The 13,147-nt window shown below is 49.9% G+C and carries 10 protein-coding genes; 7 read left to right on the top strand and 3 right to left on the bottom strand.

Annotated features, from left to right (window positions below; all coding sequences use genetic code 11):
- Nucleotides 1–3: 3 nt before the first annotated feature.
- Both IPN95_29295 and IPN95_29290 read right to left on the bottom strand, forming a co-directional pair.
- Nucleotides 4–1,155 (bottom strand): hypothetical protein, encoded by a 1,152-nt coding sequence (locus tag IPN95_29295; protein MBK9453408.1) that lies wholly within the window; start codon nt 1,153–1,155, stop codon nt 4–6.
- Between the two features lies 1 nt (nt 1,156).
- A complete protein-coding gene (locus IPN95_29290) occupies nt 1,157–2,605 on the bottom strand; it encodes an MBOAT family protein (GenBank protein ID MBK9453407.1) in 1,449 nt (482 codons plus the stop codon).
- 162 nt (nt 2,606–2,767) lie between these two features.
- On the opposite strand from IPN95_29290, the gene IPN95_29285 reads away from it, so the two are divergent.
- Both IPN95_29285 and IPN95_29280 read left to right on the top strand, forming a co-directional pair.
- Entirely contained in the window at nt 2,768–3,472 is a 705-nt protein-coding gene (locus tag IPN95_29285) for a hypothetical protein (protein MBK9453406.1), read from the top strand.
- A 39-nt stretch (nt 3,473–3,511) separates the two neighbouring features.
- Nucleotides 3,512–6,763 carry an ankyrin repeat domain-containing protein gene (locus tag IPN95_29280; protein MBK9453405.1) on the top strand — a complete coding sequence of 1,084 codons (3,252 nt, stop codon included), beginning with the start codon at nt 3,512–3,514 and terminating at the stop codon, nt 6,761–6,763.
- Between the two features lie 67 nt (nt 6,764–6,830).
- Here the strand turns inward: IPN95_29280 and IPN95_29275 are convergent, their stop codons facing one another.
- Entirely contained in the window at nt 6,831–7,172 is a 342-nt protein-coding gene (locus IPN95_29275; protein ID MBK9453404.1) for a hypothetical protein, read from the bottom strand.
- Nucleotides 7,173–7,177: 5 nt separating this feature from the next.
- Here IPN95_29275 and IPN95_29270 point away from each other — a divergent pair, with 5 nt between their 5' ends.
- From IPN95_29270 to IPN95_29250, 5 genes are all read left to right on the top strand, one after another.
- Entirely contained in the window at nt 7,178–7,999 is an 822-nt protein-coding gene (locus tag IPN95_29270) for a UbiA prenyltransferase family protein (GenBank protein ID MBK9453403.1), read from the top strand.
- Between the two features lie 159 nt (nt 8,000–8,158).
- Complete coding sequence (locus tag IPN95_29265; protein ID MBK9453402.1) at nt 8,159–9,166, top strand: hypothetical protein; 1,008 nt, start codon at nt 8,159–8,161, stop codon at nt 9,164–9,166.
- 10 nt (nt 9,167–9,176) lie between these two features.
- Complete coding sequence (locus IPN95_29260) at nt 9,177–10,256, top strand: hypothetical protein (GenBank protein MBK9453401.1); 1,080 nt, start codon at nt 9,177–9,179, stop codon at nt 10,254–10,256.
- A 9-nt stretch (nt 10,257–10,265) separates the two neighbouring features.
- Nucleotides 10,266–11,780 (top strand): hypothetical protein, encoded by a 1,515-nt coding sequence (locus IPN95_29255; GenBank protein MBK9453400.1) that lies wholly within the window; start codon nt 10,266–10,268, stop codon nt 11,778–11,780.
- A 118-nt stretch (nt 11,781–11,898) separates the two neighbouring features.
- Nucleotides 11,899–13,131 (top strand): hypothetical protein, encoded by a 1,233-nt coding sequence (locus IPN95_29250; protein ID MBK9453399.1) that lies wholly within the window; start codon nt 11,899–11,901, stop codon nt 13,129–13,131.
- Nucleotides 13,132–13,147 lie beyond the last annotated feature (16 nt).

The following is a 13,147-nucleotide window of genomic DNA, read 5'->3' as shown; positions in this document are numbered from 1 at the left end:
GCTTCACTTGTCACCCAACCGGGCCTGATTGTCGAGCAGGTGCCGCAAGTTCGCTTCCATGGGCATAAAAATCACGACATCGGGCTTTTCGTTGATGATGATCTCAGGGTTGAGCATGTATTGCCATGCGTCAAAAATCTTGACACTTCGGCCAAATTGTTCGGCCAAATGCGGGAAAATATTGTGCCCAAAGGAGTCACAAATCAATACCATTTTGGGCTTGGACGTGTCCCCGGTTTCCTTGACTTGCTCATAATCCCATGGATAAGAAAAACCCTCCAAGGGTTCGTAGGGTACTTTGGCAGCATCATTGGCCTTGAATCCGGCCTTTGGCACAAAGGCCACCACCGTATCGATCATCAAATTTTTGATCCCAAACATGGCAGCGACATTCCCCACTACTTTCTTGCTCGGCTGAAAACGAAAATCCTCCGGTCGGTTTGCGACCACCGCAGGAAAGTCCTGATGAATCCGATTCAAAACGACATTGGCCGCAAGAAAAGCACCATAAGGTGTCCAGTGATTGTCACGCTTGAAATAGAGCAATTGATCCTTGCGCCATGCGCGAAGGGTATCATAAACATTGATCGTCTTGATGGTACTTTTCTGCGCTAAATGATTGAGGATCTGTTCGCCCCAACAATCCGGGAAGAGCGGATAAGCGGTTGACGGTTGATACTCCGTATAAATGTTGTTCTTGACCGGCGCAACAAAAAAATACATTTCTCCGCCTTGCTGCCGAATGAATTCACGACGGTACTCCAATTCCAAACGGAAGGAATCGAGCTCCGCCGGTGTGATCCGATGATTTCCCAAATAGGAATCCTGTTCGTCGCCCGCAAAGAAAAACCAGTCTTCCTTGCCCAGCAAAGCCAATTCCGGAATCGGCGACACTTTAAAAAACCGAAATTGGAGCTGCGAATAAAAATCAACGAGTTGAAACCTCAACGAAAAGTGATCATTGTAGTAGGCCTCGTATTTGCGGGGAAATGGATCGAGAAGGCTGACGTCAAACACTGGCTTTTCAGCAAGTGCCCGATTCTCTGCGCTTTCGATGTCCTTCACCAGGCGAAGGTTTTCATTCACCATCGGAAAGAAAATCATCGCCAAAAAGACGATTGCGATCAAGGCCGTTCTGAACTTGGTGTGCGTCATTTCAGAAACGGTAATAGATGAATGGATTGTAGGTTCCCGCGATCAAATAGATCGTAGAAATCAGCAGCACAGCGGCATAAAATGCAGCCGAACCGACGTGAAAAAGGTAGGAAAAACCGTTCGCAAGCGGTTTCGGAGTGGCCAATATCCGATCCACCCATTTCCCGAGGTAGGCATAAAATCCCATGACACCGGGAATCGCAATCACCAAAGCCAGCTTCAACTCAAGGCCAATTTGCCCCCAAAACATTGCCTTTTGCGCCGCTGTGAGGGAAAATTGGAACATGGCCCCCCAGTATTGAACCGCATATTCCAGCGTATCGGCCCGGAAAAGTACCCAGGCAAACATCACCACAATAATCGTGTACAGATTCGACACGGGACTCCACAATTTGGTCAGCAATTTCTCGAATCCCAACCGCTCGATAACCATAAAGAAGCCATGCATCAAGCCCCAAACAACAAAACTCCAGCTTGCACCATGCCAGAAGCCGGTCAGAAAAAATACGAGCAGCAGGTTGACATACGTCCGGCCAACGGTCGCACGGTTTCCACCGAGCGGAATGTAAACATAGTCCCTGAAAAAAGTGCTCAATGAAATATGCCACCTTCGCCAGAATTCCTTCACGGATTTGGCAATGTAGGGGTAATTGAAATTCTCCAGAAATTCGAAGCCAAACATTCGCCCAAGGCCAATTGCCATGTCGGAATAGCCGGCAAAGTCACAATAGATTTGCAGCGAATAACAAAGAATTCCGAGCCACGCATTGGCAGCTCCGAGATTGGCGGCATCCTGCGTAAACATGGCATCTGCTACGCGGGCAAAGGTATTCGCCAACAAAACCTTCTTTCCAAGGCCGATCAAAAAACGTTCGACACCCGAGGAAAACTTGGCCCATGTATGCGTGCGTTCGCGCAGTTGCTGCCACATATCGCTGTACCGGATGATCGGGCCCGCGATGAGCTGGGAAAACATGGTGATGTACAGGGAAAGGTCAAAAATATTGCGTTGCGCAGTCGTTTTTCGGCGGTAAATATCGACCAAGTAAGACAGGGAGTGAAATGTATAAAACGAAATCCCCACCGGCAGCACGATCTTGGACTGCGGAATCAGCGGAATGGAAGCGGTGTCCAGCACCAGATTCAGGTTTTCGATGAGGAAGTTGGCGTATTTGAACACGCCCAGGATGACCAAGTTCACACCCACGCCTGCAAACAACCAATGGTAGCTCGCCCGCGTTTCCAAGGTTCGCTGAATCTGTAGTCCAAACACAAAATTCACGATGATGGATCCGATGAGAATCCCCGTGAAACTCACGCCACCCCAGGCAAAAAAGATCAAACTCGCGAAGAGAAGCCAATAGTTCCGCACGTGTCTGCCAGACAAATAGTAACCCAGCAACGTGAGTGGCAGGAACAAATAGAGGAATATCGTGGAACTAAAGAGCATCTGGCGTTCTAAGGTTAAAACCCGCAAGGCGAATCTAAGCACAAAACGAGGATTAGCCAATCCGTAAGCTGACAAGTGTTTTCCATTTCCTGCGGTTCTTTCGATCATTGGCCGATCGCCAGGAAATGGTATATTCGAAGGGTGAAATCAATCCGAATCCTCGTGAAGTTTCCCTTCTACGTTGCTGCTTTTCTCTATTTCCTCGGAATTTCAATTGCCCCAAGGCATCTTTCGGCACAGATGAAGGCCGTTGACTTTCCCGATACCATCCCCTTTCGGCCGTTGCAAAATGAGGTTGTGCAGACGGTCCCATATCATTTGCGGTCAAATCAATTCTGGATCGTTCCAAACACAACCATTCTCGTACCTGCTCACAGGAACAAAGACCGATCCGCCGAACATACTTTTTGGATGAATTCCGGCAAGAAGTTGGTGGTTTTCAAACTGAATCCGCAACTGGAATTTGATGATGAGGTCGGAATGGAGGTTTCCGAAATCCCCATCGGCGAAGATTCCTTCTACCGCATCGACTTTTCCGGTCAAACATCCGTCTCCTGCTTGAATGACGCTCCTCAGAAACAATGTGCGACCTTCTTCTGGGTGGATGCAGCGAATCGTCAAGTCTTGGATTTTACAGTTTTAAGAAACGAATCTTGGAGCGAAATCGACGCAAACAGTGGTGATACCCTCCAAAACACGGTGAGTGAAGCTGCAACGGTCACCATTACGGACTCCATGATTACAATTGAGCTCCTACGCGAGCGCTTTACGCCCGAACCAAACTACCACCTGTTTTTACAAAACTATATTTACACCTACCGGCACGACCGCATCGGCTGGATCAAGGAATCCGAAAGGATGGAGTAAGCAATTATCCGAGACTTGAAATTTCCTTAATTTTCCCTTATGATCCACAAAATCATTGTTTTGGGGGCTTTTCTATTCCTGCATTTGCTTGTCATCGGGCAATCAAATGCTGATTTTGTAAGCGCCGTGGAAGCTGGAAATCTCGCTACGGTTCAGCAGTACCTTCAGAAAACGGAATCGGCCAATTCGTTTCGGTATGATTACGTTTCCGTCCTTTCCATCGCGCTGCAAAACAAAAACAGGCCAATGGCGCAGCTCCTGATCGATCATGGCGCGAACCTATATAGCTGGACGGGCGCGGGTTCGCCGTTGAAATTTTGCGGTGATCAGGAGATTTGCGGCTGGTTCAAAAGCATCAGACAGGCAGCGGAAAGCATGGGAGCAGCTACCTTGGCGGGTGACATAGCGACTCTTCGGCGGACTGTCGCCCAAGGATTTTCCCCTGACCTTGGAGATTCCCTGCAAGGTCGCCCGTTGTACATCGCGGCGCAGAAAGGTGACCTAGAAATGGTGCAAGAACTCCTGAAACTTGGCGCCAAACCCACGGTGCATTGGGAAGAAAACAAAACGCTCTCGCCGTTGCATGCCGCAACAAAAGAAGGCCATTTGGAAGTTGCAAAACTGCTGATCATTAGCGGTGCCAATGTCAGTTCGCGCTCCGGAAACGGCGCCATGCCCTTGCATTTCGCCTTGGATATCCAACACACCGAGATCGCAACCTTGCTGATTGAAAGCGGAGCAAATTTGGAAACCACCTTGCATACGGCTGGGTATCCCATCATCCTAGCGGCGCAATACCGCAACAAGAAAATGCTCGACCTGCTCATTCAAAAAGGGGCAACCAAGCCAAAAGAATCATCCGATCAGGAGTATCTGCTGAAAGCACTTGCCAATTTTGGCGATGTGGAGCTCTTCAAGTTTTATGTCGAAAAGCTTGGACTTGACCCGCAATTGCCGCTGCGTGAGCGCATGGCGCATGATGCCAATCCGTTGGTGACCGCCGCCGCGCATGACAGCCTGCCCTTGGTAAAGTATTTCGTGGAGGAACTCCATTACGATATCAATCGAATTTCTTGGGGAGAATCGCCCCTTTCGATCGCTTGCCGGCTCGGGCATCTGGATATTGTGCGTTACTTACTCGACAAGGGTGCCGATATCAATGCCCCGATCAATTCAAGCAATGCCCTCGGGAGGGCCGTGATGGACTGCCGAACTGAGGTGGTGGAATTGTTGCTTCAACGAGGCGCAAAGATCGGATCTGTTAATGGCATCAACCATCCGATGCACCTTGCTTGTATGGTTGATTGTATCGAAGGCGCAAAAATTCTGATTCGATATGGCGCCGATCCCGAGGAAGGAGATTGCGCGCCTTGGAAAGGGAATGTGACGCAAAATTATATTCTATCGTCGCAAAATCGCTTGGCAGATGTCTTTGGAGCGCTAAAAAACAAGGATTACGCAACCTTGGAGGCATTTTTGAAAGCCACTGGCAACCCCAATGCTACGCATGAAGGCCATAGCTTGCTTGGAATTGCAGCGGGCGAAGGCGATTTGGCAGGAATGAACCTCTTATTCAGGTACAAGGCCGATCCGAATTTTGTACCCGAAAATGGCTACGCACCGCTGATTGCTGCGATCACTGCTCCCAACTGTGTTCCAGCGATCAAGGCGCTGATTGCAAAAGGTGCCGAAGTGACGCCCAAAGTGCTCAAAGGCTGGTCTCCACTCTCATGGGCGGCCATGATGGGGCCTCCCGAGGCTGTTCAAACGCTGTTGGAGGCGGGAGCCGATCCCAACCATTATGGGATCGATCGGCGGCCGGCTTGGTTTTCGGCTTTGGGCGAAGGACGCAGCCGCAGCCTGCAATTGATGCTGGACAAAGGTGCTAATCTCAAATTGCAGGATGATTACGGGCGAAATGCGCTGTATTCTTGCTCGAATAATGATTCCATGTTGCGCTATTTGTTGGCTCTACCCGGAATCGTCGTGCAAGACAACGACAAATTCGGGCTCAATATTTTGGCTTACCTGCAGCCCGACATTTCCATCGAGGCATTAAAAATGATTCTCCAGCATCCCATAGACGTCAACGCTAGCAATAGTCAAATTCGCATGGGTGTCGCGGAAGCTGCTTCCAATTGGAAACAAATGCCGGAAAAGGTCAATCTCCTACGCAAACATGGCTTTGATATCGAAGCTGAATTGCCCTTACAATCCTCGTTTTACCTTGCAGCCTACAACAACAACGCAGCTGAATTTCGTCGTTTGATCGATCAATTTCATCCGCCATTTGACGTCAAAAACCCTGTTTATGGACCTTCTTTATGGCAAGCCTGCATCCGGAAAGGCGACGTCGCCGGGCTGAAATTCCTGCTTTCCCATGGCTTGAGCATTGATGCCCGTGATCATCGCGGTGCAAGTTTGCTGCAATTCGCCTATATTCCTGGCATTGTAGGGCAAAAAAGGGATTCGATTTTGCAAACCATTCTAAACTACAATCCGAAACTCGACATTGCCGATTCTTTGGGACATACAGTCCTAATCTCTACGATGCACCAAGGCGACATCAAGTGGGCGCAATATCTCGTGATCCATGGCGCAGATCCCAACAAAGCCGACCGAGCAGGATACACGCCATTGCTGCATCTTGGGTACGCTTGGGCCTTTCAGAATCAGACGCTACCCTCAGGCGAATCCAATCTTGACTTGGCAAAATGGATGATTCGCAATGGGGCCAATCCTGAAAAAAAGGCATTGGATGGCACCACATTATTGATGGCTGCCTGTTTGCGCAACGATTTAGCGCTCGCAAAATACCTTATCGATACGTTAAAATTCCAGGTCAACGATACGACCAAAGCGGGTGAAAGTGCATTTACCAAGGCCGTCAGTGAACCGCAAATGAGAATCAGCATCGACCCTGAAGGGCCCGACATTCCGGGAGATGATCCCCTAATGTGGTTGGAAGCACGCATTCCACTTGTCCGTTACCTCATTTCGAAAGGAGCAAATGTCAATGCCATGAATCGCTATCTCGGTTATGACCCAGTCGCTATGATTTACCAATATGGCTATACCGACTTTGCAAGGGAATGCGTCGAGGCAGGTTACAAAATCAACCGTGTGACCACAGCGCGGAACTTGTTCCAATCGGCAGTGATGCAAAAGGACTACAACTTTGTGAAGTACCTACTTGGAAAAGGGTTGGATCCCAATTTGCACTTCAATGGAATGCCCCTTGAACGGGCTGTGGCCGACCCGAAAATGTTAGAAATTTTGCAGGGGCGGTGAAGGTAGAGGCTAAGAGAGAACAATTCCCGAAGTCCACTCCAAATCCACCAATCTCTCAAAGAATCATTCAAATGCTCAATTCGCCAAAAATGCAGAAAAGGGATACATCTACCTTCACGTCAGATTGTTGACCTGAATCCAGGATCATCCTGAAAACCCAAAGCACCATTTTCCGGTGATCCCCGAAGGCCCGAAACCTTCGGGGATTTTCTTTTGGCGGGCAAAACAGATAACATTGCACTGCCTGCAGGGATTCATTTGTATGCTGCAGGAGAAGATCAAAGATGCAATTGGACGTGTGGATAGCATTGGGATTGATGATTGCGGGAAGTTTGGCACCACCCTTGGTCGGGCTTTGGCTGCGTCCGGCGCTGACGCGGGCGATTTTGGGCGACCTTCGTTTTCCCACGGATTTTGTACTTTTTGACGCTCGGTGCATTGGGAATGGCCATTCGGATCCATGAAACGGGGCAAACGGCGATGGTCGATTGGGCCGAATCGGGACTGGAATTTTTAGCTATGCTGATCACACTCAGTTATGCAGCCGTGTTTGCCATCGTCACCAACAATTTGGAGGATTTGGAGGCGGATCGCATCAGCAATCCCGACCGCCCGCTCGTGCGCGGGAGCGTGAACAAGCGCAGCTACCTGCTTGCGGGCGTGCTGTCGCAAGCGCTTGCGCTGGGATTCGCGTTGGTGTTTCCAATGCTCTGGCAATCAGGACTTGAGCTCGATCTTTTTTGGGGAATCGTAGGGATTTCCATCGGATATTATGTCTATTCCTGTCGGCCATTGCGGCTCAAGCGGGTGCCCGTGATTGCAAAATTGATCATCGGGATGAATGGATGGATGGTGACGGTTTGCGGCTACGTCATGGCGGGCGGCGAATGGGCTACATTCCCTTGGATTTGGTCGATTTTCATCTTGGTGCCGCTTTCGTTGGCTGCGAATTTCATTGATTTAAAGGACATTGCCGGCGACAAGGCTACGGGTGTTGCGACGTTGCCGGTGCTCCTTGGCGAGCGGAATGCACGGTTGGTGATCGCCTTGGCGACCTTGGCGACGTATGTGATGGGTGGGATTTTGTTGGATGTTGCTTGGGCTTATCCGCTGAATGCCGGAGCTGCGCTGTTGCATATTTACCTGTTGTATCGGAAGCCCTACAATGAGAAATTGATTTTCCCGCTGTTGTTGGCTTCGCTTGCGGGTTTGGTTATTTTCTTGGTTTGGGCTTAGATTTAGGGGATGGTTGGTTGCGAAAGAATCAAGGATTTTGTTGGTGCCGTACCGGTGGGGGATCCTGTTGCGAAATTTTGCCACGAAGACACGAAGACACGAAGTTCTTTTTGCCACCAAGACACCAAGACACCAAGGAAAGACGGTTTATGGGCTTGCTTGGGGATTCTTGTCGGATTGCTGTTGGTGGTTGGCTGCAGCAAATCTCCGACAGAAAAGGCACTGGATAAAGGCGTTGAATTCTTCGCTAGCATTCAACGGGAGGACGGAGCCATCTGCGATACGGTCAATCCATTGTTTGACATCTGGGAAACGGTCGAGGCGGCGACGGCGATTTATGCAGTTCGCAAGGATACGGCAGACGAAACGTTCCGCAAGGCGATGCAATTTCTCGCAGCGAATGAAAACCCAGCGGGATTGCTCTGCCACAACGTCAAATGCCGCGCATCCTATTGCCTGGAAACGACTTCGGAGTATTTCATCTTGTTGGCCGACATTTATGGTCCCGAAAAAATTCAGCCGAGGATGGATACGATTCGTAAGCTCCAAAAACCGACTGGAGAATGGGAAATTGGGAATCCGGATGTGCTGGAAAACAAGGCTTTCCCTTCGGTGACGGCCTTTGTTTTGTCTGCATTTGAGGCTGTAAAAATGGAGCCTTTGTATCCCAAGGCAGCTTGGTCTTGGTTGTTGCAACAACAGAATGCGGAGAAAAATTGGGGCAAAACCTGGGAATATTACGGTGTGAAAGCCTACGCACTTTGGCCGGTGATGCGTGCGTTGCGGCAGGAAAATTCCAAGGAATTTGCCTTGCCCATCCAGCAAACCGCAGATTATATTTTCAGCGCACAACAAGGTAAATTGTATTGGGATTCGGGCGATCCAGCGCAACCCAAGCGTATTTCTGCAGAACTGGAAACGGCCTTGATGCTCGCTGCTTATCCGGATCTGATCGGGAATGTCGGACACATCGCCACTGAAAATGGCATTCAATTTTTGATACAAAGTCAAGGAGAAGACGGGCATTGGGACGGTGGATTTTTCCCCATTCCGAATGCGCGTTACGTCAAAGAGGAATATGTTTTTGCAACGGCAAGAGCGATGGTGGCCCTGCAAATGAAATTGCACGAGCGAAAAGGTCCGGGGGTGATGGAAAGTGAAAAGTGAAAAGTTATTAGTGAAAAGTGGACAATTTAGCCACGAAGGTACCAAGGCACCAAGTATTGCAGCTGATCCTTGGTGCCTTGGTGCCTTGGTGGCAAGAATCAGCAACCACCTTGGAATTGTTATTACCCTAATCATCAGCATTTTCGTTTCGTTTGGTTGCTCGAATTCCCGTCCACTGCCAGAGGAAAAGCCGTTGCTCTATGCCCCAACGACCGAAAAATACTGGCTATGCCATTTGGTAACAGGCATCGACAATGGGGACGACATCCAGTTCGTGCATGATTGTATGCTGGTCACCTATTCCCCAACAGAACAAGGGAACTACACCAATTTCTTCCTTTCTGAATGGAGCGAAATCGATTCTACCTTTCATTTTGGGATGCGGTCGAGTAAGGACGCCGTCTGGAGCAGAAGCGGAAAATGGCCGTTGTCTGTGTTGATTCCTGAGGATTCTACCCATCCTGCTTGGCGCTTGCACTTCAGTCCAAAGGCGATTTGGTTGAATGGCGCTTTTGCCAATGCCGAAAAAAAACCTTTGTCCATGCGAGGGCGGTCCAGCGCTGGCAAACACTATAAAGTCCTCCCGTTTCTTCCGAATGTCACTGCCACAGAAAACACCCTATATGCGTACCATATTCCCAAGGATACTGCCGAATATTTTGCCAGTATCCAATTGGCGGAGTTTACGGAGGCTGCCAACCTGATCGCTGCGGGAAACGCCAAGGCGATCTATTGGATTCATTTTGAAACAGGAATGGATGAACTGAGCATCCTCTTGCAGTTAGACCTTGATGGAAATTTGAAACTACTAGGACAGCAATCAAGGTATCATCCACATGGCATTCGCGCTGAGGCTATCTGCAAAGTAGAGCCGCAATTCCAGTGGACAAGCCAAATCAGCCACAAAACCTATCAGCTTGGGATCCACATCAATCTTGGGATGTGGAACGATTACATCGTGCGGCCGATGATGGAAGACCAAGAAATCCGAGCAGGCAAAAACAGCTTTTGGATGGGGGCGATCGAGGCGGTGGACTCCCTCAGGGGAACCCAAGCTGCGATAGGAAATATGTATATCTTCACGCATTAATCTCGCGGGATGCTCAAGAAAATACAGGCGCTGTTTGTCACGGTTGTCGATCGCATCGAGGGCAATCCTGCGCCTGCAAGCCGCTATTTCATCCTGTTTTTTGCCATTCTCGCCGTTCGGTTGGCCCTCGAATTCTTCTCCACGCAGCGGTTGTTCACGCTGGATGACGTCACCCACATCGGGCTCTGGTTTGCTTTCATTGTGCTGGCTTTCATGCTGCAATTGAACCTGTTTTCGGGTGCGCCCATGCAGCGCGTGGCCAAGTTGGTTGTCGTATCCTTTACGATCGCGCTGACGGCGCCGATCATCGACTTGATTTTGCGCGGAGGGGTCGGCGCGAAGATGAACTACCTGGCGATCAACAGTTGGCAAGATGTATTCTATGCCTACATCACGGTCGGTGGCGCGAGCCTGTCCCGCGGCGCGACCATGGGCATCCGCATTGAGATCATCTTGTTGGTGATTGCCTCGTTCAACTATTTGCGCATCAAAACAAAAAGCATCCTGAGAGCGATTTTGGGCACGATTTGCATCTATACCGTGCTGTTTTTGTCGGGAACGATTCCGCGGCTCCTCGGCTGGGTCGTCGACAACTTTGGATTGACGTATCAGCCGGATGATCAGAGCACCGTCCTCTTTTTACTTTGCTTGGATTTGCTGCTTGTCTTTTTCATTTTGCTGCGGCATTCGGGGAAATGGATGGGCTTGATTTTGGCGGCGATTCCTTGGGGAGCGGTTGCACTTGGCATCGGCAATTTTGTGATCGGTGCAGGTTTGGCTTTGAAGTCCTATCCGGGAAACTGGTCGCTGAATCCGACGACGTTGTTTTGGTTTCCGCTGCTTTTGGGACTTGGAATGGGTTTGGGTGCGTTTGCAGGCATTTTTAAGCTGCCGAATGCGATTCAGCCGGCCAATTCGCAATCCAAATTCGCGCCCTTTGATCCGCAGAAACCACAGCGATTGGTTCGCAACGGCCTGCTGATTTTGATTACCGGGCTTGGATTGGCCATTTCGGAAAGGGTATTTTTTGCGGGAATGGTGATTTGGGGTTTGCTTTTTTTGCTGAATGAAGCGCCATTGGAACTTAGAAAAGTGCCGATTCTGCGCAATCTCTTGGAAGTAATGGCCCTATTCGGAGCGGGATTGGCTGGGTTTGCTGCCTTTGGTGGGCCCATGATCGGCTTTCCCAAAGAATGGATGATGGTTTTGCTCGGAACCACCGCGCTGGGAAGTATTGCCTTCGACGCCTTCAGACAAGGTGATTCGATCGTGCTTTGGTACCGGGATTGGCTAAGTGGCTGGCAACGATGGTTTCGCATGCTGGGCGTTTTTGCGCTTGTGAGTGCCGCGCTACTTGCAAGTTGGGCTTTGGAAGGGCAATGGCAAGAATTCTGTATCGCAACAGCGCTGATCAGCTTGCCATCGACGGCTATTCTTATCAAAATCAACCGGATGCAGGCCGCAATAGCGACCTTGGTTCCTGCTTGGATCTATTTGGCAATGCAAGTTTTCGGGTACCTTTAAAGATTTATTTCTAATTTCACGTCCAGCGTTGTGCCTACTTCGGCAGGAAATAGTACCATTGGTCATTCGTATGAGGGTTTATTCTAAAGGTTTCTTCCTTGCTGCATTGTTGTTGTCAATGTCAACTGCGCTTTCCGCGCAGTCTGTTTTTTACAGCGTGAACTTCAACAATGGCTGCACCGCCAACTGCCTTGCAAACACCTATGCTGGCTGGACTGTACTCAACAACGATGGCGGTGTTTCCGGTGGTTCTCCCAACGATTGGTTTGTAAGCTGTGCGGAGGAAGGTATCGTGCCACCCGGTTGCGGTAGTACTTGCATCGGTGATGCCTCTTTGCATATCGGCGCCGATCCAGGTGCCGGTGGCGACAATGGAGCGACCTTTAATGAAACTGGCATAACCAATGCGACTTTCAAAACGGCTGTTTCCCCAACGATTTCCACGGTTGGATATTCGTCCAATACGCTTTCTTTTGACTTCATAGCTTTTGGAAGTGCCGCCTGCTCCGACGACCGAGCGCAACTCCGGCTCAGCACCGACAATGGCGCAACTTGGCCTGTTGGATTTCAATATTGCTTGACGAGCGTCTGCTGCGGTGCCTGTAACGGCTACAGCCAAGGTCAGTGGACGACCTATACACTGGCATTGCCTGCTGCATTCAACAACAATCCCAATGTGCGCGTCGGCTTCAATTGGAGAAACAATGGAAATGGAAGCGGTACGGATCCCTCCGTCGCCATCGACGACGTTCGCATTTCCACGATCATCGTTCCGGCACAATTGGTGACGTTTGCCGCCCGTGAAGAAGCCAATCTGATTCGACTCTCATGGACAAGTGCCGAGGAATTGAAGCTTGACCGCTACGAAGTCGAACGCAGCCTGCAACCCACTGGATTCAAGACCATTGGCACCGTATCGGCCAAAGGCAACGGCAGTTTGGGCAATGTCAATTACAGCTACAACGACCCCAAATCGGGCGCATCTACCGTCTATTACCGCCTCAAAATGGTGGATCAAGACGGAAAAACGCAATTCTCCAACATTGTCAGGATCGTTGAAGGCAGTACGATTCCTTTGGAATTGGTTTCCATCACCCCCGATGACAATGCCGCCTACAATGTCAATCTCTGGTCTGTAGCCGACCTTGTGGTTCAAATGGAAGTCCATGATTTACAGGGCCGCCGCGTATTGAGCCTCCCCGATCAGCACGTGGTCGCCGGAGAAAACAAACTCCACCTCGACATGAGCGAAAAAAGCACCGGCGCCTATTTGCTCAATGTCAAACTGCACAAGGCTCCCAAAGGATATGAGGCGATGAATCTGACACGGAAATTTGTGGTTGCCAGATAATCGGGCCTTCCTGTTC

The sequence above is a fragment of the Bacteroidota bacterium genome, from assembly GCA_016718825.1.
Taxonomy (GTDB): domain Bacteria; phylum Bacteroidota; class Bacteroidia; order J057; family JADKCL01; genus JADKCL01.
Note: the sequence above shows the minus strand (reverse complement) of the source record. Positions and strands in the feature narration are given on the sequence as shown.